The sequence below is a fragment of the Kitasatospora brasiliensis genome, from assembly GCF_032654805.1.
Classification (GTDB): Bacteria; Actinomycetota; Actinomycetes; order Streptomycetales; family Streptomycetaceae; genus Kitasatospora; species Kitasatospora brasiliensis.
The window spans coordinates 179,772-201,900 of sequence record NZ_JAUOOW010000002.1 but is presented as its reverse complement, the minus strand read 5'-3'; the positions used below and the strand labels follow the sequence as shown (position 1 = coordinate 201,900).

The window sequence follows — 22,129 nt, the reverse complement described above, 5'->3', positions numbered from 1 at the left end:
TCCCAGCCTCCATCATCGCGGGCCAGGTCGGAGCTGTGAACCGCCGGGCCCCGGCGGTCGGTCACCGCCGGGGCCCGTGGGGTGGGTACGGCTCAGCTGTGCCGGCGGATCTCCACCGTGCGGAACCGGTTGGCGACGAACGCGCCGTCGCAGTAGGCCGAGTTGGCGGCCGGGTTGGCGCCGGTGCCGTGCAGGTCGGAGAAGGCGGCGGTCTGGTTGGGGTAGACCCCGCCGGTCAGGTTGAGCGAGAGGGAGACGCCGGAGTCGAGCGCGGCCTCCACCAGCAGGGCCTCCACTTCGGGCGAGGTGGTGTAGCCGGAGGCGGTCATGGCGCCCTTCTCGCGGACCGTGGTGCGCAGCAACTCGACGGCGGCGGCGGTGGATTCGACCGCGACGGCGAAGGAGACGGGGCCGAAGCACTCGCTGCGGAAGACGGCGCGGTCGTCCGGCTTGTCGGCGTCCAGCTTGATCAGCGCGGGGGTGCGGAGGGTCGCGCCGGGGAAGTCCGGGGAGGTCACCGCGCGCGGGGCGAGGGCGAGTTCGCCGTACTCGCCGCCGGCCGCGGCGGCCGAGCGCTGGAGCACCCCGGGGTTGACCACGGCGCCGAGGATCGACGCGGCGCGGGCGTCGTCGGAGAGCAGGCCCTCGATGGCGCCGGCCAGGTCGGTGACCACCTGGTCGTAGGACTTGTCGCCCTGGTCGGTGGTGATGCCGCCGCGCGGGATCAGCACGTTCTGCGGGGTGGTGCACATCTGGCCGCTGTAGAGCGAGAGCGCGAAGGCCAGGTTGCCCAGCATGCCCTTGTAGTCGTCGGTGGAGTCGACCACCACCGCGTTGACGCCGGCCTTCTCGGTGTACACCTGGGCCTGCTTGGCGTGCTCCTCCAGCCAGTCGCCGAAGGTGGTGGAGCCGGTGTAGTCGATCAGCTTGATCTCGGGGCGGACGGCGAGGGTCGCGGCGACGGTGCCGCCGTCGTGCTCGGCGGCCAGGCAGACCAGGTTGGGGTCGTAGCCGGCCTCGGCGAGCACCTCGCGGGCGATCCGTACGGTCAGCGCGAGCGGCAGGACGGCCCGCGGGTGCGGCTTGACCAGCACCGGGTTGCCGGTGGCCAGCGAGGCGAACAGGCCCGGGTAGCCGTTCCAGGTGGGGAAGGTGTTGCAGCCGATCAGCAGGGCCAGGCCGCGCGGGACGACGGTGAAGTCCTTGGTCATCACCAGCGGGTCGCGCTTGCCCTGGGGCTTGGTCCAGCCGGCCTGCCGGGGCAGCCGGGTCTGCTCGGCGTACGCGTAGGCGACGGCCTCCAGGCCGCGGTCCTGGGCGTGCGGGCCGCCGGCCTGGAAGGCCATGCCGTACGCCTGGCCGGTGGTGTGCATGACGGCCTGGGCGAACTCGTGGGAGCGGGCGTTGATCCGGTGCAGGATCTCCAGGCAGACGGCGGCGCGCTCCAGCGGGCTCGCGGCGGCCCAGCCGGGGCGGGCGGCGGTGAGCGCGGCGATCAGCGCGTCCGGGCCGGCGTGCGGGTAGGTGATGCCGAGCTCGACGCCGTACGGGGAGGCCTCGCCGCCGACCTGGTCGCCGTCGGTGGGGTGGCCGTCGAGGACGAAGGGCTCGCCGAGCAGGGCGTCGAAGGCGGCCTTGCCGTCCGCCGGGCCGCTCTCGCCGTAGGCCTTCGGGAACTCGGGGTAGGGCGACCAGTAATCGCGCTTGGCGGCGGCGGCGAGTGCGGCGTCCAGGGTGGCCTGGTGGCGCTCGACCAGCTCGCTGACGAGGGGGTGGGTGACCGCTGCGGACATCTGTGCGCTCCTCGGAGGGCGGCGAAAAGCAGGACGGGATCAGTCACAGAGTAACCGAACGATCGGTCGGCTCAAGAGGGTGCAGGGAGGGGAAATCCGTGGAAACGACACGGGGGCGCGTCCGTGGCGGACGCGCCCCAGTGGGCCGGCTGGGCCCCGGTTTACGGCACGCCCAGCTCGAAGATCACGTACCCGGCGTACCAGCCGGAGGCCACCGCTCCGGTGCCCAGGACGGTCGCCAGCACCGGCAGGCTCAGCTTGCGCATCCCCACCGCCAACGCGATGAACAGCGGGAACGCGGGCAGCAGGTAGCGCGAGACGTTGCCGAAGATGCCGAGGCTGCCCAGCACCGAGACGATCGTGGCCAGCGTGTAGGCGGTCAGCACCAGCGGCGGGCGCAGCCGGACCAGCAGCACGATCAGCATCGGCAGGCTGAGCACGATCAGGGTGGCGAACAGGTCCGGGATCGGGAAGGCGAACGGGTAGTCGTTGCGGCCCAGCAGCACGCCGCGGACCGCGTGCCAGGTGCCCTGGCCCCAGTCGAAGTAGTGCAGCCAGGCGTCGTGCTGGAGGCGGAAGTAGCCGCCCCACTCGCCCATCCGCCAGCCCACCCAGCCGACGTAGCCGAGCAGGCCGACCGGGGCCATCAGCATCGCGGCCAGCGGGCGCACGACGCCGCTCTCCCGGCGGTACAGCTCGACGATCGCGGCCAGGCCCACGGCGCCTATCAGCGCCGCCGAGGTCGGCCGGTTGAGCCCGGCGACCAGGGTGATCACCCCGGCCGCGATCCACTGCTTGTCCATCACGCAGTAGCAGGCCCAGGCCGCCAGCGCGACGAACAGGGAGTCCGAGTAGACCGCCCACTCGGCGCCCGAGCCCGGGGCGATCGCCCAGATCCCGGCCGCGATCACGCCCGAGCGCGCGTCGCCGGTCAGCTTCTCCACCACGGCGTAGATACCGGCCGCGGCGAACAGCGAGGCCACCACGGAGACCAGCATCCCGGCGCCGTACAGGCCGAGGCCGGTGACGTCCGAGACCATCCGCATCAGGCCCGGGTAGAGCGGGAAGAAGGCGGCCGAGTTCTGTTCGACGTTGAAGCCGATCGGCCCGTTCGGGATCGGGATCAGCGCCGGGTGGTAGCCGAACTGGGCCACCTGCTGGTACCACCAGCCGTCCCAGGTGCCCGCCACGTCCCAGGGGTTGGCGCCGCCGCCGAACCGGGCCGGCTTCTTGGCGTACTCACCGGAGAAGGAGAGCAGCTTCATGAAGACGGTGAAGCCGACCAGCTTCAGCAGCGCGTAGCACCACACGGCCGGACCGAACCGGACCACCAGGGCCCGGCCGCGTTCCCGCCAGGTGTCCGCGCCCACCTCCGGGTCCTCTTTGCGCTGCTCGGGCACGTCGGAGTCGACTGCCGGTATTGCGTTCATCAGCCGTGGACCCCACCTGCTGGACGTGGACGGATCGTCCGGAGATTCTAGGCCCTGCCCTCCCGGGTTGGTGTGGACCAGTCGGACCCGACCGCGTACCGCCCGCGGCGGCCGGGGATACTCGGAGGATGGCCGATCACACCACGCGCACCGCCTACACCGTGGAGTCACTGCTCGCGGTGACCGTCGACGTGTTCAACGAGCGCGGCTACGACGGCACCTCGATGGAGGACCTGTCGAGGGCGGCCGGGATCTCCAAGTCGTCCATCTACCACCACGTGCGCGGCAAGGAGGAGCTGCTGCGCCTGGCGGTCGGGCGGGCGCTGGACGGCCTGTTCGGGATCCTGGCCGAGCCGGCCGCCGTCCAGGGCCCGGCGGTGGAGCGGCTGGAGCACGTGGTGCGGCGCACCGCCGAGGTGCTGCTGGCGGAGCTGCCGTACGTGACGCTGCTGCTGCGGGTGCGCGGCAACACCGCCACCGAACAGTGGGCGCTGGAGCGCCGGCGGGACTTCGACCACCAGGTCGCCGAGCTGCTGCGGGCGGCGGTGGCGGACGGCGCGCTGCGCGCGGACGTGGAGCCGCGACTGGCCACCCGGCTGCTGTTCGGGATGATCAACTCGATCGTGGAGTGGTACCGGCCGGGGCTCAAGGCCGCCGACGGTGTCGCGGACGCGGTGGTCCACCTGGCCTTCGACGGGCTGCGGGCGCGCTGACGCCCCGATCTACAGCGGCGGCACCTGGTCGGTCTCCTCGAAGACCAGCATGGTGCGGGTGCCGAGCACCTGCGGGATGGACTGGATGCTGCCCAGCACCAGTTCCCGCAGCGCCTGGTTGTCGGCGGTGTGCACCAGCAGCAGGACGTCGAAGTCCCCGCCGACCAGCGCGATGTGCGCCACCCCGGGCAGCTCCAGCAGCTGCTCGCGCACCGTCCGCCAGGAGTTCTGGACGATCTTCAGGGTGATGTACGCGGACGCCACCTGGCCGGCCCGCTCGTGGTCCACCCTGGCGGTGAAGCCGCGGATGACCCCGTCCTCGACCATCCTGGAGATCCGGGCGTACGCGTTGGCCCGGGACACGTGCACCCGCTCGGCCACCGAGCGGATGGAGGCGCGACCGTCCTGCTGCAGCAGCCGCAGGATCGACCGGTCGACCCGATCGAGTCTGGACATCTGTTCAGCCGACATGACCCCCGACCCTCCCCGATTGGACGCACTGCCACCAGTCGACCGCCGAACAGGCCGAATGTCCACCACCTTGTCACGCTTCTGGTCAAGATGAACAGACGACCGAACAATCGGTAGGGAGCCCCCGCCACCCCAGGAGGTGCCCCGAGATGACCGTTCTCGACCACAGACACCGCACACCGGTGCCCGGTTGGATGCCCGGAGCCACCGCCCCCCGCACCGATCCGGCCCCGCTCCTGCCGGACCCCTCCCCCGTCCGGCTGCTCGGCACCCCCGCGCTGGAGAAGTACGAACCGGCGCTGCTGCGCGAGCTGTACCGCCGCCTGGTCGTCGGCCGCCGGTACAACCAGCAGGCCACCACCCTCACCAAGCAGGGCCGGCTCGCCGTCTACCCGGCGTCCACCGGCCAGGAGGCCTGCCAGGTCGCCGCCGCGCTGGCACTCGGCGAGCAGGACTGGCTGTTCCCCAGCTACCGCGACACCCTCGCCGTGGTCTCCCGGGGCGTCGACCCCCTGGAGGCGCTGACCCTGCTGCGCGGCAGCGCCCACACCGGCTACGACCCCCGGGCCAGCCGCACCGCCCCGCTCTGCACCCCGCTCGCCACCCAGGCCCCGCACGCCGTCGGGCTGGCGCACGCCGCCCGGCTGCGCGGTGAGCCGGTGGTCGCGCTGGCGATGCTCGGCGACGGCGGAACCAGCGAGGGCGACTTCCACGAGGCGCTGAACTTCGCGGCCGTCCTGGGCGCCCCGGTCGTCTTCCTGGTGCAGAACAACGGCTACGCGATCTCCGTCCCGCTCAGCGCCCAGTCCGCCGCGCCCAGCCTGGCCCACAAGGCCGTCGGCTACGGCATGCCGGGCCGGCTGGTGGACGGCAACGACGCGCCCGCCGTGCACGCGGTGCTGACCGAGGCGGTCGAACGGGCCCGCACCGGCGGCGGCCCGACCCTGGTCGAGGCGCTGACCTACCGGGTCGAGGCCCACACCAACGCCGACGACGCCACCCGCTACCGCGACGAGCCCGAGGTGGCCGCCTGGCGCGAGCACGACCCGATCCTGCTGATGGAGCACGCGCTGCGCGAACTGGGAGTGCTGGACGACGACTTGGCGCAGGAGGCGGCCGACGAGGCGGAGGCACTGGCGGCCCGGATGCGGGCCGAGTTCCACGCCGACCCGGAGCTGGACCCGATGTCCCTGTTCGCCCACGTCTACGCCGAGCCGACCGCCCAACTACGAGAGCAGGCTGCCCAGTTGGCCGAAGAGCTGGCCGCCGAGGCGGAGGTGTCCGAGCAGTGACGACGTCCGTCTCCCCCCGTACCGCCAGCATGGCCCAGGCACTCAACTCCGCGCTGCGGGACGCCCTGCGCGAGGACCCGACGGTGCACGTGCTCGGCGAGGACGTCGGCGCGCTCGGCGGCGTCTTCCGGATCACCGACGGCCTCACCGCCGAATTCGGCCCGGACCGCTGCCTGGACACCCCGCTGGCCGAGGCCGGCATCCTCGGCACCGCGATCGGCATGGCGATGTACGGGCTGCGCCCGGTGGTCGAGATGCAGTTCGACGCCTTCGCCTACCCCGCGCTGGAACAACTCTTCTCGCACGTCGCCAAGATGCGCAACCGCACGGCGGGCAAGCTCCCGCTGCCGATCACCGTCCGCATCCCGTACGGCGGCGGCATCGGCGGCGTCGAGCACCACAGCGACGCCTCCGAGGCGTACTACACCAGCACCCCCGGCCTGCACGTGGTCACCCCGGGAACCGTCGCCGACGCGTACGGGCTGCTGCGCGCCTCCATCGCCTCCGACGACCCGGTCGTCTTCCTGGAGCCCAAGCGGCTCTACTGGGGCAAGGACGAGCTCGATCCGGCGGCGCCGGTCGAGCCGATCGGCACCGCGGTGCTGCGCCGCACCGGCACCTCCGCCGTGCTGATCACCTACGGCCCCTCGCTGCCGGTCTGCCTGGCGGCGGCCGAGGCGGCGAAGGCCGAGGGCTGGGACCTCGCGGTACTGGACCTGCGCACCCTGGTGCCGTTCGACGACGAGACGGTCTGCCGGGTGGTGCGCTCGCTGGGCCGGGCCGTGGTGGTGCACGAGGCCAGCGGCTTCGGCGGCACCGGCGCGGAGATCGCCGCCCGGGTCACCGAGCGCTGCTTCCACCACCTGGCCGCGCCCGTGCTGCGGGTCACCGGCTTCGACATCCCGTACCCGCCGCCGATGCTGGAGCACCATCACCTGCCCGGGGTGGACCGGATCCTGGACGCGGTCGCCCGGCTCCAGTGGGAGGACTGAGGATGATGCCCGTCGTGCGGGAGTTCCGGCTGCCCGACCTCGGTGAGGGCCTCACCGGGGCGGAGGTGGTGCGCTGGATGGTCGAGGTCGGCGAGGTGATCGCGGTCGACCAGCCGGTGGTGGAGGTGGAGACCGCCAAGGCCGTGGTGGAGGTGCCCTGCCCGTACGGCGGGGTGGTCACCGCGCGGTACGGCGAGGAGGGCGAGGAGATCGCCGTGGGCGCGCCGCTGGTGACGGTCGCGGTGGCGCCGGCCGAGGCGGACGCCGCCGTCGTCGTGGAAACCGCCGAGGTGGAGCGGCCGCTGGTCGGGTTCGGGGTCGCCGAGCCGGGCCGGGGCGGGCGGCGGCGACGGGTCGGGGCGGCTGCTCCGGTCGCGGTCGCGGTGGCTCCCGCGGCCCCGGCTGCTCCGGCCGCTCCCGCCGCTCCGGTGGTGGTGCCGGTGATCTCGCCGCTGGTGCGGCGGCTGGCCCGGGAGCAGGGCGTCGACCTGGCCGGGGTCACCGGGAGCGGGCCGGACGGCCTGATCATGCGGGCGGACGTCGAGCGGGCGGTCGCTGCCAAGGTTTCCGTCAAGGCTTCCGCTCCCTCGGCTCCCGCTGGTGCCACTGATGCCGCTGGTGCCGTCGCCGGTGCCGTCGCCGCGTCGGAGGGCGTCGTCCCGCTGCGCGGGCTGCGCAAGGCGGTGGCCGAGAAGCTCAGCCGCAGCCACCGGGAGATCCCCGCGGCGACCTGCTGGGTGGACGCCGATGCCACCGAACTCATGGCGCTGCGGCGGCAGTTGAACGCCACGCCGGGGCCGAAGGTGAGCGTGCTGGCGCTGCTGGCGCGGATCTGCACGGTCGCCCTGGCGCGCTTTCCCGAGCTCAACTCCTCGGTGACCGAGGATGGTTCGGGGATCGTCCGGCATTCGGCCGTGCACCTGGGCTTCGCCGCGCAGGGTGAGCGCGGGCTGGTCGTCCCGGTCGTGCGGGACGCGCAGAGCAGGAGCACCGAGCAACTCGGCGAGGAGCTGGGCCGGTTGACCGAGGCGGCGCGCAGCGGCGCGCTCACCCCGGCCGAACTGACCGGCGGCACCTTCACGTTGAACAACTACGGGGTGTTCGGCGTGGACGGCTCCACCCCGATCCTCAACCACCCCGAGGCGGCGATGCTCGGGGTCGGTCGGATCGTTGCCAAACCGTGGGTGCACGGCGGTGAGTTGGCGGTGCGCGAGGTGACCCAGCTGTCGTTCACCTTCGACCACCGGGTCTGCGACGGCGGGACGGCCGGCGGCTTCCTGCGGTTCGTCGCGGACTGCGTGGAGCAGCCGGGGATGCTGCTGCGGCAGCTCTGAGGCCCCGGGAGATCGGTCGCCCTGGGTGTGCGGATGGGCACCCAGGGCGACGGCGGCGGGAGAGTAGCGCGTTCGATGCCCGTCTGTCAGGGCTTCGCGGGATTCCCCGGCTGGTCGGTCCGAGCGTGCCAGGCTGCTTTGGCGTCAGCGGAGAAGCCAGGTGGTGGCGCCGGCCGGCCGGAAGCGAAACGATTCTCTTGAGCATGCGAAATGTCGCGGAGCGCAATGTCGCGGTGAAGTCCCGTACGACCGTGCTGGTCCGCAGCGGGTACGGCGCGGCGGGGGCCGCCTCCGTGCCGGGCCTGGCGACGGACGTGCCGACGGCGGTGCTGCCGCCGGTCTCGATGCCGCCCTTGTCAACGCCGCCCATGTCGGTGCCGCCCATGTCGGTGCCGTCGGCGTCGATGCTGGAGCCCGTCCGCCCGGTGCTCCCGGCCCGGCCGGCCCATCCGCCGACCATTCCCGCTCCGGCGCCCGCTCCCGCCCACCGTCCGCTGTTCGTCGACGCCCCCGGTCTCAACCGGGCCGGCCCCGGCGACCGGTGGAGCCAGGCCTGGGGTGCGCCGACCCCTTCCGCCGCACCGCCGGCCGCGCTCCCGGCCGGGGGCGAGCCGCAGGCCCCGGAGCTCACCGCCCGGGACGTCGAGCTGGTCCGGGGCAGCCTCGCCGCCGTCACACCGGTCGCCGACCGGGCCACCGCGCACTTCTTCGCGCTGCTCTTCCTGCGCCACCCCGAGCTCCGCTCGTTCTTCCCCGCCGCCATGGACGTCCACCGCGACCGGCTGTTCCGCACCCTGCTGGCCGTGGTGCGCGAGCTGGACCAGCCGGCCGCCCTGCGCGCCACGCTGACCGATCTCGGCCGAGGCCACCGCCGGCACGGCGCGCTGGCCGCCCACTACGTCGCGGTGGAGGAGTGCCTGGTGCGGACGCTGGTCCGGTACGCGGGCAGCCGCTGGGACGCCGAGGCCGAGCCGGCCTGGCGCCGCGCCTACCGGATGATCGCCACGACCATGATCGAGGCGGCCGAGCAGGACGCCCGCACCTCGCCGCCCTGGTGGCAGGGCGAGATCGTCCGGCACGAGCGCCGCACCCGGGACGTCGCGGTGATCACCGTCCGGCCGGACCAGGCGTACCCGTTCCGGGCCGGGCAGTTCACCGCGCTGGAGACGCCCTGGTGGCCACGGGTCTGGCGGCACTACTCGTTCGCCGCCGCGCCCCGCCCGGACGGGCTGCTGAGCTTCCACGTCAAGGCCGTCCCGGCCGGCTGGGTGAGCAACGCCCTGGTCCACCGGGCCGCGCCCGGCGACGTGCTGCGGCTGGGCCCGGCGGCCGGCTCGATGACCGTCGACCACACGGCGGGGGCGGACCTGCTCTGCCTCGGCGGCGGCACCGGCATCGCGCCGGTCCGCGCGCTGGTCGAGGAGGTCGCCGGGCACGGCATGCCCGGCCGCCGGGTCGAGGTGTTCTACGGGGCCCGCCGGTCCGAGGAGCTGTACGAGCTGGACGGGCTGCGCGAACTGGCCCGGCGCCACCCCTGGCTGACGGTCCGTCCGGTGGTCTCCGGCGGCGCTCCGGGCCACGGCCTGCCGACCGGTGAACTGCCCGAGGTGGTCGGCCGGTTCGGCCCGTGGGTCGGTCGCGCGGCGGTGCTCAGCGGCCCGCCCGCGATGGTGCGCCGGGGCGTCGGGGTGCTGCTGCGGGCCGGAGTGCCGGCCGAGTTGATCCGGCACGATCTGGTCGGTGACCTGGCCTCCGGGTGACCGCGCCCCCGGGGCCGGCGGCGATCAGCCGAGGTCGGGGGCGAGGAGTGCGCGGATGCCCTCGATGTTGGCCGCCAGGTACGCCCGCAGCCGGGGCGGCACCACGTTCACCGAGGTGACGCCCTCGCGGGTGAACGGCAGCCGGACCACCTCGTACTCCCCGTTGGGTTCCGTCACCTCCGGCCCGTGCCGCCGGCTGAGGTCCATCGAGGCGAGCCGGCAGACGAAGAAGTGCTGCACCTTGACCCCGTGCGGGTGCAGCAGCGTCCCGTCGTCGATGGGGGTCCCCCCGGCCGGAGGCTGGGGGAGCGTGTGGCTGATGGTGTCGACGAACGCGGGCACCACGTCCACGACCTTGCCGCCGAGCTCCTCGTCCACCTCGCGGTGCAGCGCCTCGACCACCGTCCGGTCCTCGGGCTCGACCCCGCCGCCGGGGGTGATCCAGTACGGGTGCGGCGAGCCCGGCCGGACCCGCCGGATCAGCACGATCGAGGCCGGGCCGTACGGATCGTCCTGGTCCAGCTCCAGCAGGATGGCCCGGGCGGTGCGCTTCACCACCGGTCGCAGGGGCGGAGTGCGGTTCTCGGGGCCCATGGCCACCTCCGGGGCTGGCGCGTTGTGCGGGAGTCTCCCGCGCCGGGGAGGGGGCGAAACCCGGGGAACGGGTCGAAACGGGCTGGGAACGGGTCGAAACGCCGACCCGGTCGGGTGCATCCGTTCGGGGGCCCGCTGTGCTGCAATGGGCGACTGTCGGGCAAATCGGAGGGCTCCGCTCCGCATGCCCCTTCAGGGCACCTGCACGAGGGATTCGGGCTGGGGGTTGGGTGGCATGGAACGAATCGCACAGCCTTTCGACATCGCAGAGGAATCCGGGCAGACCGTGCCGCGGCAGCCGACCGCGGGCCGGGGTCCCACCCTGATCGGCTCCGTCCAGCGCGCGCTGCGGCTGCTGGAGGCCGTCGGCGGCTTCGGGCACGGCGCGACCGCCAAGCAACTGGCCCGCGCCGCCGAACTGCCCCTCGGCACCGCCTACCACCTGCTGCGCACCCTGGCCCACGAGGGCTATCTGCGGCGCTCCGAGGGGCGGTTCTTCCACGGGGAGGCGCTCGACGACATCGCCGGCTCGCGCGTCCGCCCCGGCCTGCCCGACCTGCGGATGCGGATGCAGTCCTTACGGGACGACCTCGGCGCCGCCGTGTACTTCGCGCTCTACCGGGACGGCGAGGTCCACCTGGTGGACGTGGTGGAGGGCCCGGATCGTCCCGCCGTGGAGCCGTGGGCCGACTTCCGGGCCACCGCCCACGCCCACGCCATCGGCCAGTGCCTGCTGGGCCAGCTCCCCGAGGAGGTGCGCCGTGACCACCTGGAGCGCCACCCGCCGACCGGGCTCACCCCCTCCACCCTCACCGGGGAGAGCGCGGTGCTGCGGCGGCTCGCCGCGCTGCGTCCGACCATGCCCGTGCTGGAGCGGCAGGAGTACGCTCTCGGCACGGTCTGCGCGGCGGTCCCGATCACCATCGGTCCGGTGGTCGCCACCATGGCCCTGTCGCTGCCGGTCGAGCAGTCCGACCGACTGGCCTCCACGGCACGCCAACTGCGGTGCGAGGTCGGGGCGATGAGCCCGTCGTTCATCCTCTGAAGCTACTTGGTCTAGACCTAGTCCGGCTCGTTCACCATTTGAAAAAGCACACCTTGTCCACTACATCCCCAAACGTGGACGATGGTGATCGAAGTGGATTGGTTGCATAAACCGTCACAAAAACCGTCGAAAACATGTCCGGCCGCCATCGGACCAGCACACCGACGGCGCGGGCAGAACGAGAGGTACTGGCGCCATGCAGCACAGCACTGTCCAGGGTCACCTGGTGATGAACCTCGTGGTCTCGCACGAGCTCTCCTTCCGTCTCCTGGTGGACCTGGGCTACGAGGCGGACGACCCGTACGCCGTCCGGCTCACCTTCCACCTGCCCGGCGACGCCCCGGTCACCTGGTACTTCGCACGGGAGCTGCTGCTCGACGGGATCAGCGGGCCGACGGGCGAGGGCGACGTGCACGTCCGCCCGGTCGGCGAGGAGCTCTCGGAGGTCTGCATCGTGCTGCGCTCCCCCGACGGCGACGCCGTGCTGCGGGCCTCGTCCGCGCCGCTGATCGCCTTCCTGTCGCGCACCGACCGGCTGGTGCCGATGGGCGAGGAATTCACCGGGCGCGACATCGACGCCCAGCTCGCGGCACTGCTCCGGGGACGTGAGAACGCGGGGTGAGCGGTCCAGGGGTGGTCGTCGTCCGAACCGGAACGACGAAGGGGCCCGTACCCAGGGGAGCACCCGGGCACGGGCCCCTTTCGGCTGCCCCCTACGGCATCGGTCAGTCGTCGTCCAAGGCCACGTGAAGGCCCCAGGCGACCAAGCTGATGATCAGTGAACCGACCAGCGCGGAACCGAAGTTGACCACATGGAAGTCCAGGCTCAGCTTCCCGGAGGCCCAGGAGGTGAGCATCAGCATCAGGGCGTTGATCACGAAGGTGATCAGTCCCAGTGTGAGGATGAACAGCGGGAACGAGAACAGCTTGACCACCGGCTTGATCAGCCAGTTCACCAGGCCGAAGACGACGGCGACGCCGAGCACCGTCAGCGTCTTGTGCTGCCAGTCGGCCTTGCCCTGGGCGAGTTGGATGCCGCTGACGATCCAGGCGGCGACCCAGATGGCCGCCGCGTTGATCAATGTCTTGATGACGAATCCCTTCATGCCGCCCAAGAGTGGCAGCAACCCCCGCCCGGGCGGAACCACCGGACGGCGGGGAGGGAACGGCCGAGCGCCCCGCCCGGCGGCCGAGCGCCCCGACTAGGGTCGGTCGGTATGAGCACCAAGACGCTGACCGAAGAACTCTGGGCGGCCATCGAGCCGGTGTACGCCGAGATCCTCGCCCACCCCTTCCTGGCCGGGCTCACCGACGGCACCCTGCCGCGCGAGGCCTTCCGCCACTTCGTCGTCCAGGACTCCCACTACCTGCGTGACTACGCCCGCGCGCTCGCCGTCTGCGCCGCCAAGGCGCCCGGCGAGGAGGACGTCCGGGCCTTCGCCGACGACGCGGTCGGCGCGCTGGCCGCCGAGCAGGGCATGCACGCCGAGTTCCTCACCGCCTTCGGCGGCACCGCCGAACAGGCCGCCGCCGAGCCGGTGCTGCCCACCACCCGGGCCTACACCAGCTACCTGCTGGCCACCGTCTACGGCGGCTCCTTCGCCGAGGCCGTCGGCGCGGTGCTGCCCTGCTACTGGATCTACGCCCGGGTCGGCGAGGCGCTGCTCGCCCAGGGCTCGCCCGACCCGCTGTACGCCAAGTGGATCGCCACCTACGGCGACGAGGCCTTCCAGGCGGTCGTCCGCCGGGTGCTGGCGCTCACCGACCGGCTGGGCGAGGACCTCTCCGCGGCCGAACGCCGCAAGGTGGTCGAGCACTTCACGACCACCTCGCGCTACGAGTGGATGTTCTGGGACGCCGCCTGGCGCGGCGAGCGCTGGCCCGTCTGAGCCCTCCCGCCCGTCGTCCCGCTTCCGGGACGACGGGCGGGAGGCAGGGATCAGCCGGTGACGAAGCAGCCGGTCACGTCGGCGATCAGGTGCAGCGGGGGCGGCCAGGGCGGCCAGGGTGGCCGTGGTGCGGGCGCGCGTGCTTGGTATCCCCCCAAGTAGCGCTGGTGCGTTGGCAGTTCCGGATGCTCTGGTATCTCCAGGGCGTCTGGGTCGGGCCCGGGTCGCAGGGGGATCCGAACATTCTTCGGGGGTCACCCGGGGGTTCGGGGTCGGGGTGATCTCGGGGTTCTCTCCGGGCCGCCGGGCCTCGTTCCGGCACTCGCGCCCCCGTACGATCGAAGTACCGAAAGCAAGCGGGATGCGGCACCGGACGGCGGCCGACCCGAGGGGAGAAGAGGAACGGACATGGCTGAGCTCTGGAAGTCGCTGCCCTCCTGGGTGCGCAACATCGTCATCCCGGTGCTGGTCCTGGTGCTGGCCTGGAACATCGTCGCCTTCGTGTTCGGCGTCGTCGGGGCCCTGCTCTCGATCGTGATCAAGCTGCTGGTGGTGGTCGGCATCGCGGCCGCCGTGGTGATCCTGGTGAAGAAGGCAGCCAGGAGCTGACCGGCTCCCCGGCACCGTCGTACGTCGTCCGGAGGCCCGGCCCCCCTTCGCGGGGAGCCGGGCCTCGGGCGTTCTCGGGGGCGTCGTCCGCCTACTGGTTGCGGTAGTAGCCGAACAGGTCCGCGATGACATGGGTGGTGCCGGCGTTGTTGGCGATGTCGAACCGGCCCTGGCCGTCCACCGGGATGGTGGTGTGGTTGGGGACGTCCAGCCCCGGGCTGGCGTTCAGGCTGCTGGTGCCGGGCTTGGCCGTGCCGGTGGCCCAGGCCGTCAGGTGGGTGGGCTCGGTGGTCCCGGTCGCCGTCAGGTTGACCACCGCGGCGGTCGCGCCGGCCGGCACGCCGCCGACCGTACGGCCGGTGAACGGGCCGAACGGGCCGCTGTCCCGGGAGTCGAGCAGCCGGCTCGGCATGACCGGGGTGAACAGGCCCTTGCCGTCCGCGCCGTAGTAGCCGAAGACGTCGACCACCAGGTGCGAACGGGCGGCGTTGGTGAAGATCTCGACGCTGCCGTCCGCGCCCAGCGGGACCACCACCTGGTTGGCGATGTTCCGGCCCGGCACGGTGTTCAGGTTGGACCCGGCCGCGGGGCGCGGGGTGCCGCCCGGGTAGACCGCGACGAAGCCCGGCGAGGCGGAGTCGGTGGCCGTCACGTTGAGCACCGCCGAGGTGGCGTTCGCCGGGACGCCGCCGAAGCCGGCGATCTTCAGCTTGCGGGCGTTGCCGGCCACCAGCGGGGTGTTGTCCGATCGGGTGTCGAGCAGCCGGGCCGGGGCGACGGAGGCGAAGCGGTCGGTGCTGCCGGGGGTGAAGTAGCCGAGCACGTCGGCGATGGCGTGCACGAATCCCGAGTTGTTGCGGATCACCACCTTGCCGTCCGGGCCGACCGGCACGGTCACCAGGTTGGCGACGTCCTGGCCGGCGACGAAGTTCACGTTGGAGGTGATCGGCCGGGCGGCGGCGGACGGGTAGACGTCCAGGTGGCTGGTCGCGGTGCCCTGGGTGGCGGTCAGGTTGAGCACCACGGCGGTGGCACCCGGGGGCACCAGGATGCCGGTCGTCCCGGGGGCGGGGGTGCGGACGTCCAGGTTGATCGTCTCGCCGGGGCCGAGCCACGGGTAGCTGCCGCCGACCTGGCGGGTGTCCAGGACGCGGGTCGGCTTGATCGCGGTGTAGCCGGCCGGGGCGTAGTCGACGGTGACCGGCCGGCTGGTGGTCACGGTCGATCCCGCCTCGTCGGTCACGATGGCCTTCACGGTGTACGTGCCGGGCTTGGCGTACACGTGGCGCTCGGTGACCACGATCGCGTTGGGCACGGTCGGGCCGGTGCCGTCGCCGAAGTCGAAGGAGTAGCGGGCGATCGGGTACGGACCGGTGGCGGTCACGGTGGCCTTCACACCGAGCGGGTCGCCGCCGTTGTCCGGGGACACCGCGACGGAGGCGGCGAGCGGCTTGTCCTCGTTCACCTGGACCGGCTGGGCCAGCTCGCCGGTGACGGAGCCGCCGAGGCTGTCGGTGACGGTGACCTTCGCCCGGTAGCTGCCGGGCGCGGCGTAGGTGTGCCGGACGGTCGGTTCGGCGGAGGTCACCGGCGCGGTGCCGTCGGCGAAGTCGAAGGTGTAACGGAGCGTGGTCTTCCAGGTGTTGGTCGCCGTGGCGGTGAGATCGACGGCGAACGGCACGGGACCGGTCGGCGTCGGGCTCTTGGTCCCGTGGGCCTCCAGCCGGACGTCCTGGAGGCCCACGACCTCGTACGCGCCGCGGTCGCGGACGGCGTTCGGGCCGGGCCGGTCGGTGTCGGGGTGGGCGACCGGGCCGTGGCCGAGCAGGTCGACGGGCGACACGCCGGGCACGTCCGGGCCGGCGGAGTCGATGGCGGGGCTGAAGCCCAGGCTGCTGACGGTCCTGGGCACGGACAGCGGGAAGAAGGCGTCGTCGAACACCACGGCGGTGTTCAGCTCGTGCTTGCCCTGGCCGGTCGCGGCGGCCAGCTCTTCGGCGGTCTTGTAGGCGGCCCCGGCCCAGGTGTAGGTGCCGTCGAGGGGCCACCGCACGATGTTGTGGTCGTAGGTGGTCCCCTCGACCGAACCGGGGGACACCTGGACGGTGCCCAGGCCCACGATGTTGTCGGTGACGGTGGCATGGTCGGACGCACCGGCCAGGTCGATGTTGACCCGGTTGTTGTACGTCAGGTTCATGGTGTTGTGGGTGACGATCGTGCCCGGCGCGTCGGTCAGCGAGATCTGCGCGCCGCCGTACGACGAGATGAAGTCATTGCCGGCGATCACCGTCCCGGTGGCACCCGGGCCGGCCTTCACACCGCCGCCCGTCTTGTAGACGACCGACCGTTCCACCCGCACGCCGTCGCTGGGCCCGGTGATCCCGACGGCCGGCCTGCGGGCCTCGCTCGGCCCCTGGTCGATCCGGTTGCCGGAGAGCCCGATCCGGCTGACGCCGTCGAGCGCGAAGGCCTGCACGTTGAAGCCGGAGAACACGATGTCGTGCTGGCCGGATATCGTCACCAGCCCGCCGGTGGGGGGCGTGTACAGGTTGGTGATCCCGCCCGGGCCGCGGAAGGCGATCGGCTTGCCGGGCTCGCCGGAGCGCCGGACGGTCACGTCCTCGCGGTAGTAACCGCCGCCGACGACGTCCACGGTCTGGCCGGGCAGCACCCGGTCCGCGGCCGCCTGGATGGTGCAGAAAGGCACGGTCGGGCTTCCCGGGCCGCCGTTGTCGCAGGAGGCGGCGTTGTTGTTCACGTACAGCACGGCGGCCGGTTCGGCCGCCGCCGCGGGCAGTGGCAGGGCCACCACCGCGGAGACCACGGCGGCGCTCAGGCCTGCCGCGTGACGGATGCGCACGGTGTGCTTCCCCCAAGAGTCGTCAAAGTCGCGCACTCCCGGACGAGCCGTGACCCGGCTGGGCCAGGACCAGCCCTGATGGAGTGTCTGCGAAGCGTTGGTGAGCATTATGCGGGTGCGGTAGGAAACATTCCGCTTCGGGGTGTCACCGGTGCGCGCCCGGGACACGCTCTGGACCTGCGGCGATCGGCTCGCTACCGTGTGGGACGTCGTGTGCAGGCAACACCGCCTGCGACGCGGGAGCTCGGAGCACCGGGCTGAGAGGGCGCTGACCGGGACGTCGACGGACGGACCGAAGGCTGCGTCGACCGCAGGAACCTGACCGGGTAATGCCGGCGTAGGGAGTAGAGGTCTGATGACCACGTTCGAAGCACAGCCGCAGTCTGCCCAGGGCGCCCCCAGCAGCGAGCGCTCCGGCTACCCGACCCCGGCCTGGCGCAAGGCCCACCGCGAGGGCTCGCGCCCCGACCTGCGCGTCCCGTACCGCGAGGTGCAGCTCACCAACGGCCGGACCGTCCCGCTGTACGACACCTCCGGCCCGTACACCGACCCGGCGTACGAGCCCGACGTGCGGCGCGGCCTGCCCGCGCTGCGGGACGCCTGGATCCGCCAGCGCGGCGACGTCGAGGAGTACGACGGCCGCGAGCCGCGCCCCGAGGACGACGGGATCAAGCACACCTCGCCGCGCGGCGGGAACCTGCGCAACCTGGACGCCGTCTTCCCCGGCCGCCCGCGTCGCCCGCTGCGCGGCCGCGGTGGCGCCACCGTCACCCAACTCGCCTACGCCAAGCGGGGCGTGGTGACGCCGGAGATGGAGTTCGTGGCGCTGCGCGAGGGCCTCGCGCCGGAGTTCGTGCGCGCCGAGGTGGCCCGCGGCCGGGCCGTCATCCCGGTCAACGTGAACCACCCGGAGGTGGAGCCGGCGATCATCGGCACCAACTTCCTGGTCAAGATCAACGCCAACATCGGCAACTCGGCGGTCACCTCCTCGATCGAGGAGGAGGTGGAGAAGATGACCTGGGCCACCCGCTGGGGCGCCGACACCGTCATGGACCTCTCCACCGGCCGCAACATCCACACCACCCGCGAGTGGATCCTGCGCAACTCGCCGGTGCCGATCGGCACCGTGCCGCTCTACCAGGCGCTGGAGAAGGTGGACGGCAAGGCCGAGGACCTGAGCTGGGAGGTCTACCGGGACACCATCGTCGAGCAGTGCGAGCAGGGCGTCGACTACATGACCGTCCACGCCGGCGTGCTGCTGCGCTACGTCCCGCTCACCGCGCGCCGCAAGACCGGCATCGTCTCGCGTGGCGGCTCGATCATGGCGGCCTGGTGCCTGGCGCATCACCAGGAGAACTTCCTCTACACCAACTTCGAGGAGCTCTGCGACATCCTCGCCTCCTACGACGTCACCTTCTCGCTCGGCGACGGCCTGCGCCCGGGTTCGATCGCGGACGCCAACGACGAGGCGCAGCTGGCCGAGTTGAGGACCCTCGGCGAGCTGGGCCGGATCGCCCGCGAGCGGGACGTCCAGGTGATGATCGAGGGCCCGGGCCACGTCCCGATGAACAAGATCAAGGAGAACATGGATCTCCAGAAGGAGATCTGCGACGAGGCGCCGTTCTACACCCTCGGCCCGCTGACCACGGACGTCGCCCCCGGCTACGACCACATCACCTCGGGCATCGGTGCCGCGATGATCGCCTGGTGGGGCACCGCGATGCTCTGTTACGTCACCCCCAAGGAGCACCTGGGCCTGCCCAACCGGGACGACGTCAAGACCGGCGTGATCACCTACAAGATCGCCGCCCACGCCGCCGACCTGGCCAAGGGCCACCCCGGCGCCCAGGCCTGGGACGACGCCCTCTCCGACGCCCGCTTCGAGTTCCGCTGGGAGGACCAGTTCAACCTGGCCCTCGACCCGGAGACCGCCCGCGACTTCCACGACGAGACCCTTCCCGCCGAGCCCGCCAAGACCGCCCACTTCTGCTCGATGTGCGGCCCGAAGTTCTGTTCGATGAAGATCTCCCAGAAGATCCGCGACGAGCACGGCGACGGCTCCACGGCCGTGGCCACCGACTTCGACTCCGAGGCCCTGGCCGGCATGGCCGAGAAGTCCGCCGAGTTCGCCGCCCAGGGCAACCGGGTCTACCTCCCGCTGGCCGACTGACGCCGCGACCGCCTGAGCGCCTGACCGCCTGACCGCCTGAGCGCCGCCCCGGCCACCCCGGGGCGGCGCCGCTCAGTCGGCGTCCTGCGGGTACCAGCGGAGTTCGACCGTGTTGCCGTCCGGGTCCTGGACGTAGACGGAGGTGGCGGTGCCGCGGGCGCCGTAGCGGGGGACGGGGCCTTCGAGGACGGTGAAGGTGCCCGCGTCGATGACCTCCTGCCAGTCCAGGGGCTCGACGGTGAGGCAGATGTGGTCGACGTTGGAGGCGTGCCGGGGGCGGTGCATCAGGTCGATGACGGTCTCGGCGGTGACCCGGACGGACGGGAAGGACACCTGGCCGGCCCGCCACTCGTCGACCCGCACCGGGGCCAGGCCCAGTTGGCCGGAGTAGAAGGCCAGCGAACGCTCGATGTCCGTGACATTGAGGACGAGGTGGTCGAAGGCTACGACGCGCATGGGAGTCCGGCTCCGTTCGGGTGCGACTGCTGGGAACGGGTTCCACGATGCTCCTGCCCGGTCGGCTCATCAATGCCGCATCGCCGTACGATCGTTGAGCCGGATTCAACGATCGAGGGGCGGGGCGGGATGCTGGAGCGGGTGGAGGCCGAGGTCTTCCTCGCGCTCGCCGAGGAGCTGCACTTCGGTCGGACGGCGGAGCGGCTGCACCTGACCACCGGGCGGGTCAGCCAGGTGGTGCGGAAGCTGGAGCGCCGGATCGGTGGCCCGCTGTTCGACCGCACCAGCCGATCGGTCTGACTCACCGCGGTGGGACGGCAGTTGGCGGCGGACCTGGGGCCGGCGGTGGCGGCGATGGAGGCGGCGGTGCGCCGGGCGGAGGACGCGGGCCGAGGGGTGACCGGGGAGCTGCGGGTGGCGTTCCTCGGGGAGTGGACGGCGCCGGTGCTGCTCAGGGCGGTGGCGCTGTTCGGCGAGCGGCACCCGGACTGCCGGGTGGACGTGCGCGAGGTGCAGCTCTCCGACTCCCGATCGCGCCTGGCGGACGGCTCGGTGGACGTCCTGATCGCCTCCTTCCCGTTCGACGGCATGGCCTGCGGGCCGGTGCTGCTGACCGAGCGGCGGGTCCTCGCGGTGGCCGCCGGGCACCCGCTGGCCGCCGAGCGCTCGGTGTCGGTCGAGGTGCTCGCCGACCACCCGGTGGTGCAGTACCCGGCCGTCACCTCGGCGGGCTTCAAACGGGACCGCACCCCCGAGCGCACCCCGTCCGGCCGCCCGGTGCCCAAGGGGCCGTCCGGCAGCACCTTCTCCGAACTGCTCAGCCTGGTCGCCATGGGCCGCGGCGTCCTCCCGGTCGGCGAGCACTCCCGCCGCTACTACCCGCGCCCGGACGTCGCGTACGTGCCGATCCACGACGCGCCGCCGATCGAGCGCGGCCCGGTCTGGCTGGAGAGCAACACCACCGCCCGGGTCCGCGCCTTCGTACGGGCGGCGGCGGACGTCGTGGAGGAGCGGGGCGAGGGGGCGGCGCCGCTGTGCGTCCCGCCGGCCGGGTGACCAGGGAAGACCCTTGGCGGACGGTCGCGTTCCGGGTCCGGACTGCCCGCATGACGGAACGGGACGCGGCCGTGCCGCTCGAATGGGGCGTGGTGGCCAACGTCGCCGCCACGACCACCCACGGCCAGGGCGGCGAGGAGGTGCGCTCCGGACTCAAGCACTTCGCGCCGGGCGCGCGGCTCTGGGTGTCGCCGCCCCGCTACCCGGACGAGGACGGGGACGTGCACGTGGTCGGGCTGCACCGCGGCAGCGGGCGGCGCCACATCAGCATCGTCATCCGCCGACGCCACCTGGAGAATTTCCGGGTCAGGGGCCTGTACAACCCCGCGGTGCCGCGCGCCAAGTGGCGCAGCCCGTTCTGGACCCTCGACCGGGTGTGGTGCTGCCCCGCGCCGGCCCGGCCCTGGGCCGAGCGCTGGAACGCGGTGGCCGCCGGGCTGCCGGTCGGGGAGTACCCGGCGTGGCCGAGCCGCTTCGGGGACGGTCCGAGCGCCGAGCCCTGCCCGCACGGGGCCGACGGCATGTGACGTGACGTCCCGGGCGGCCGCGGACGGCGGGCGGTCAGCCGACGTCGTCGGGCCCGGTGAAGTCCGGCGAGGTGTACCCGGGCCCGCTGAAGTCGGGCGGGGTGGCAGCCGTCGGGTGGCCCGTGCGGCTCCCGGGCTCGGTCAGGCGGGCGTCGTCGGGGCCGGTGAAATCCGGCGGGGTGTAGCCGGGCGGACGGGACGCCCGGCCGCCGACCTCGTCGGGCGGGGTGAAGCCGGGCGGGGTGTACCCGGGCCCGCTGAAGTCGGGCGGGGTGAAGCCGGCCGGGCGGGGCACCCGGCCCCGGCCCCCCGGGTCGGTCAGGCCGTCCGGGCCGGGGCTGGTGAACGCCGGGGAGGTGTAGCCGGGGCTGCTGAAGTCGGGCTGTTCCGCCCGCTCGGCATTCCCCGTCGCCGGCAGCGCGTCGAGCAGGTACGGGACGAGCCCGCGCTCGCGCAGCGCGGCGCGCCACTCGCGGTGGGCGTCGGTGAGCTCGGCGGCGAGCTCCGGGTCGGTGCCGGCCGGGGTGGTGGCGGCGCCGTCGCGCAAGGCGGTGAGCAGCAGCCCGATGACGCCGATGGCCAGCGCGGCGACCCCGGCGGCGAGCGCGACCCACCCGGCGGTGACCAGGGAGTCGGCGAGCGCGAGGCCGGGAGAGGTGGCGCGCAGCAGGTAGCCGACCAGCAGCAGGCACAGGGCGGCGGCCCAGGCCAGGATCGGGGTGAGCACGGTGAGCACCGGGAACAGCCCGGCGCCGCCGCCCCCGGAGCGCAGCTGGGCGAACAGGCCGGGCGCGGACGGCCCGGTGCCGGACGGCGGGGGCGTGCTGTGCAGGCTCTCGCGCAGCCGGGTGAAGTGCGCGTACTCGGTGGCGGCCGCGCCGTTGACGAGGTCGGCGTCGCGCAGCGCGCGGATGCGCAGCTGGTCGGTGGCGGTCGCGCCGGGTGCGCGCAGGGCGGCGAGGACGGTGCGGTCGCGCAGGGCTTCGGTGAGGAGCCGCTCGTACTCCGCGCGGTCCTCGGCGAGCAGTGGCGGTGGCGGGGGGTTGGACATGGGAACCCCGTTCGTGCGGACCCCGGATCGCCGCGCTCCGGGGGCGCGCGGCCCTCAGGGCGCCGAGCCGGGCGCGGAGGCGGGCCG

Annotated in this window: 21 protein-coding genes; 13 read left to right on the top strand and 8 right to left on the bottom strand. The window is 73.0% G+C overall.

Annotated elements, in window-relative coordinates; genetic code table 11:
* Positions 1-92: 92 nt before the first annotated feature.
* Both paaN and QWJ13_RS08800 read right to left on the bottom strand, forming a co-directional pair.
* Complete coding sequence (gene paaN, locus QWJ13_RS08805) at positions 93-1,793, bottom strand: phenylacetic acid degradation protein PaaN (RefSeq protein WP_316522142.1); 1,701 nt, start codon at positions 1,791-1,793, stop codon at positions 93-95.
* 161 nt (positions 1,794-1,954) lie between these two features.
* The gene (locus QWJ13_RS08800) at positions 1,955-3,223 is read right to left on the bottom strand and encodes a hypothetical protein (protein ID WP_316522140.1); all 1,269 of its coding nucleotides are present in this window, start codon (positions 3,221-3,223) and stop codon (positions 1,955-1,957) included.
* Positions 3,224-3,351: 128 nt separating this feature from the next.
* Here QWJ13_RS08800 and QWJ13_RS08795 point away from each other — a divergent pair, with 128 nt between their 5' ends.
* The gene (locus QWJ13_RS08795) at positions 3,352-3,936 is read left to right on the top strand and encodes a TetR/AcrR family transcriptional regulator (protein ID WP_316522137.1); all 585 of its coding nucleotides are present in this window, start codon (positions 3,352-3,354) and stop codon (positions 3,934-3,936) included.
* Between the two features lie 9 nt (positions 3,937-3,945).
* On the opposite strand, the gene QWJ13_RS08790 is transcribed toward QWJ13_RS08795, so the two are convergent.
* Positions 3,946-4,407 (bottom strand): Lrp/AsnC family transcriptional regulator, encoded by a 462-nt coding sequence (locus QWJ13_RS08790; RefSeq protein WP_432277464.1) that lies wholly within the window; start codon positions 4,405-4,407, stop codon positions 3,946-3,948.
* Positions 4,408-4,556: 149 nt separating this feature from the next.
* On the opposite strand from QWJ13_RS08790, the gene pdhA reads away from it, so the two are divergent.
* The 4 genes from pdhA (at position 4,557) to QWJ13_RS08770 (ending at position 9,785) form a co-directional block, all read left to right on the top strand.
* On the top strand, positions 4,557-5,699 hold the full coding sequence (pdhA, locus tag QWJ13_RS08785; protein WP_432277463.1) for a pyruvate dehydrogenase (acetyl-transferring) E1 component subunit alpha: 1,143 nt from the start codon (positions 4,557-4,559) through the stop codon (positions 5,697-5,699).
* Positions 5,700-5,728: 29 nt separating this feature from the next.
* Complete coding sequence (locus QWJ13_RS08780; protein ID WP_316523936.1) at positions 5,729-6,691, top strand: alpha-ketoacid dehydrogenase subunit beta; 963 nt, start codon at positions 5,729-5,731, stop codon at positions 6,689-6,691.
* A 5-nt stretch (positions 6,692-6,696) separates the two neighbouring features.
* Positions 6,697-8,025, top strand: coding sequence for a dihydrolipoamide acetyltransferase family protein (locus QWJ13_RS08775; RefSeq protein ID WP_316523934.1), 1,329 nt, complete (start codon positions 6,697-6,699; stop codon positions 8,023-8,025).
* A gap of 203 nt (positions 8,026-8,228) precedes the next feature.
* The gene (locus tag QWJ13_RS08770; RefSeq protein WP_316522132.1) at positions 8,229-9,785 is read left to right on the top strand and encodes a globin domain-containing protein; all 1,557 of its coding nucleotides are present in this window, start codon (positions 8,229-8,231) and stop codon (positions 9,783-9,785) included.
* A gap of 24 nt (positions 9,786-9,809) precedes the next feature.
* Here the strand turns inward: QWJ13_RS08770 and QWJ13_RS08765 are convergent, their stop codons facing one another.
* Positions 9,810-10,379 (bottom strand): NUDIX domain-containing protein, encoded by a 570-nt coding sequence (locus QWJ13_RS08765; protein ID WP_316522129.1) that lies wholly within the window; start codon positions 10,377-10,379, stop codon positions 9,810-9,812.
* A 286-nt stretch (positions 10,380-10,665) separates the two neighbouring features.
* Here QWJ13_RS08765 and QWJ13_RS08760 point away from each other — a divergent pair, with 286 nt between their 5' ends.
* Together QWJ13_RS08760 and QWJ13_RS08755 are read left to right on the top strand one after the other, a co-directional pair.
* Positions 10,666-11,424: an IclR family transcriptional regulator gene (locus QWJ13_RS08760; protein ID WP_316522127.1), complete on the top strand. Its 759-nt coding sequence runs from the start codon at positions 10,666-10,668 to the stop codon at positions 11,422-11,424.
* Between the two features lie 196 nt (positions 11,425-11,620).
* The gene (locus QWJ13_RS08755) at positions 11,621-12,046 is read left to right on the top strand and encodes an SsgA family sporulation/cell division regulator (RefSeq protein ID WP_316522126.1); all 426 of its coding nucleotides are present in this window, start codon (positions 11,621-11,623) and stop codon (positions 12,044-12,046) included.
* A gap of 103 nt (positions 12,047-12,149) precedes the next feature.
* Here QWJ13_RS08755 and QWJ13_RS08750 read toward each other — a convergent pair whose 3' ends face one another.
* Positions 12,150-12,530, bottom strand: coding sequence for a phage holin family protein (locus QWJ13_RS08750; protein WP_316522123.1), 381 nt, complete (start codon positions 12,528-12,530; stop codon positions 12,150-12,152).
* Positions 12,531-12,641: 111 nt separating this feature from the next.
* Between QWJ13_RS08750 and tenA the strand changes: the two genes are divergently transcribed.
* Together tenA and QWJ13_RS08740 are read left to right on the top strand one after the other, a co-directional pair.
* Entirely contained in the window at positions 12,642-13,313 is a 672-nt protein-coding gene (gene tenA / locus QWJ13_RS08745) for a thiaminase II (RefSeq protein ID WP_316522120.1), read from the top strand.
* A 408-nt stretch (positions 13,314-13,721) separates the two neighbouring features.
* On the top strand, positions 13,722-13,922 hold the full coding sequence (locus tag QWJ13_RS08740) for a DUF5326 family protein (protein ID WP_316522118.1): 201 nt from the start codon (positions 13,722-13,724) through the stop codon (positions 13,920-13,922).
* Between the two features lie 91 nt (positions 13,923-14,013).
* Here the strand turns inward: QWJ13_RS08740 and QWJ13_RS08735 are convergent, their stop codons facing one another.
* Positions 14,014-16,782, bottom strand: a complete 2,769-nt coding sequence (locus QWJ13_RS08735; RefSeq protein ID WP_316522115.1) for a PKD domain-containing protein — start codon at positions 16,780-16,782, stop codon at positions 14,014-14,016.
* A 355-nt stretch (positions 16,783-17,137) separates the two neighbouring features.
* On the opposite strand from QWJ13_RS08735, the gene thiC reads away from it, so the two are divergent.
* On the top strand, positions 17,138-18,952 hold the full coding sequence (thiC, locus tag QWJ13_RS08730) for a phosphomethylpyrimidine synthase ThiC (protein WP_316522113.1): 1,815 nt from the start codon (positions 17,138-17,140) through the stop codon (positions 18,950-18,952).
* A gap of 72 nt (positions 18,953-19,024) precedes the next feature.
* Here thiC and QWJ13_RS08725 read toward each other — a convergent pair whose 3' ends face one another.
* Positions 19,025-19,408 carry a VOC family protein gene (locus QWJ13_RS08725; RefSeq protein ID WP_316522112.1) on the bottom strand — a complete coding sequence of 128 codons (384 nt, stop codon included), beginning with the start codon at positions 19,406-19,408 and terminating at the stop codon, positions 19,025-19,027.
* Between the two features lie 129 nt (positions 19,409-19,537).
* Here QWJ13_RS08725 and QWJ13_RS08720 point away from each other — a divergent pair, with 129 nt between their 5' ends.
* Genes QWJ13_RS08720 through QWJ13_RS08710 form a run of 3 tightly spaced genes read left to right on the top strand, consistent with a single transcriptional unit; the run spans position 19,538 to position 20,991 of the window.
* Positions 19,538-19,708: a helix-turn-helix domain-containing protein gene (locus tag QWJ13_RS08720; protein WP_316522109.1), complete on the top strand. Its 171-nt coding sequence runs from the start codon at positions 19,538-19,540 to the stop codon at positions 19,706-19,708.
* A 9-nt stretch (positions 19,709-19,717) separates the two neighbouring features.
* Positions 19,718-20,464, top strand: a complete 747-nt coding sequence (locus tag QWJ13_RS08715; RefSeq protein WP_316522108.1) for a LysR substrate-binding domain-containing protein — start codon at positions 19,718-19,720, stop codon at positions 20,462-20,464.
* Between the two features lie 50 nt (positions 20,465-20,514).
* Positions 20,515-20,991, top strand: coding sequence for a hypothetical protein (locus QWJ13_RS08710; protein ID WP_316522105.1), 477 nt, complete (start codon positions 20,515-20,517; stop codon positions 20,989-20,991).
* A gap of 34 nt (positions 20,992-21,025) precedes the next feature.
* Here the strand turns inward: QWJ13_RS08710 and QWJ13_RS08705 are convergent, their stop codons facing one another.
* On the bottom strand, positions 21,026-22,042 hold the full coding sequence (locus QWJ13_RS08705; RefSeq protein ID WP_316522102.1) for a hypothetical protein: 1,017 nt from the start codon (positions 22,040-22,042) through the stop codon (positions 21,026-21,028).
* Positions 22,043-22,129 lie beyond the last annotated feature (87 nt).

Bases quoted from the DNA above. Each gene is read 5' to 3' on its own strand.
- QWJ13_RS08705 (WP_316522102.1), bottom strand. From the start codon at position 22,042: ATGTCCAACCCCCCGCCACCGCCACTGCTCGCCGAGGACCGCGCGGAG.
- QWJ13_RS08795 (WP_316522137.1), top strand. From the start codon at position 3,352: ATGGCCGATCACACCACGCGCACCGCCTACACCGTGGAGTCACTGCTC.
- QWJ13_RS08790 (WP_432277464.1), bottom strand. From the start codon at position 4,407: ATGTCGGCTGAACAGATGTCCAGACTCGATCGGGTCGACCGGTCGATC.
- QWJ13_RS08800 (WP_316522140.1), bottom strand. From the start codon at position 3,223: ATGAACGCAATACCGGCAGTCGACTCCGACGTGCCCGAGCAGCGCAAA.
- QWJ13_RS08725 (WP_316522112.1), bottom strand. From the start codon at position 19,408: ATGCGCGTCGTAGCCTTCGACCACCTCGTCCTCAATGTCACGGACATC.
- QWJ13_RS08775 (WP_316523934.1), top strand. From the start codon at position 6,697: ATGCCCGTCGTGCGGGAGTTCCGGCTGCCCGACCTCGGTGAGGGCCTC.
- QWJ13_RS08750 (WP_316522123.1), bottom strand. From the start codon at position 12,530: ATGAAGGGATTCGTCATCAAGACATTGATCAACGCGGCGGCCATCTGG.
- tenA (WP_316522120.1), top strand. From the start codon at position 12,642: ATGAGCACCAAGACGCTGACCGAAGAACTCTGGGCGGCCATCGAGCCG.
- QWJ13_RS08765 (WP_316522129.1), bottom strand. From the start codon at position 10,379: ATGGGCCCCGAGAACCGCACTCCGCCCCTGCGACCGGTGGTGAAGCGC.
- QWJ13_RS08755 (WP_316522126.1), top strand. From the start codon at position 11,621: ATGCAGCACAGCACTGTCCAGGGTCACCTGGTGATGAACCTCGTGGTC.
- QWJ13_RS08770 (WP_316522132.1), top strand. From the start codon at position 8,229: ATGCGAAATGTCGCGGAGCGCAATGTCGCGGTGAAGTCCCGTACGACC.
- QWJ13_RS08740 (WP_316522118.1), top strand. From the start codon at position 13,722: ATGGCTGAGCTCTGGAAGTCGCTGCCCTCCTGGGTGCGCAACATCGTC.
- QWJ13_RS08720 (WP_316522109.1), top strand. From the start codon at position 19,538: ATGCTGGAGCGGGTGGAGGCCGAGGTCTTCCTCGCGCTCGCCGAGGAG.
- pdhA (WP_432277463.1), top strand. From the start codon at position 4,557: ATGACCGTTCTCGACCACAGACACCGCACACCGGTGCCCGGTTGGATG.
- paaN (WP_316522142.1), bottom strand. From the start codon at position 1,793: ATGTCCGCAGCGGTCACCCACCCCCTCGTCAGCGAGCTGGTCGAGCGC.
- QWJ13_RS08710 (WP_316522105.1), top strand. From the start codon at position 20,515: ATGACGGAACGGGACGCGGCCGTGCCGCTCGAATGGGGCGTGGTGGCC.
- QWJ13_RS08780 (WP_316523936.1), top strand. From the start codon at position 5,729: ATGGCCCAGGCACTCAACTCCGCGCTGCGGGACGCCCTGCGCGAGGAC.
- thiC (WP_316522113.1), top strand. From the start codon at position 17,138: ATGACCACGTTCGAAGCACAGCCGCAGTCTGCCCAGGGCGCCCCCAGC.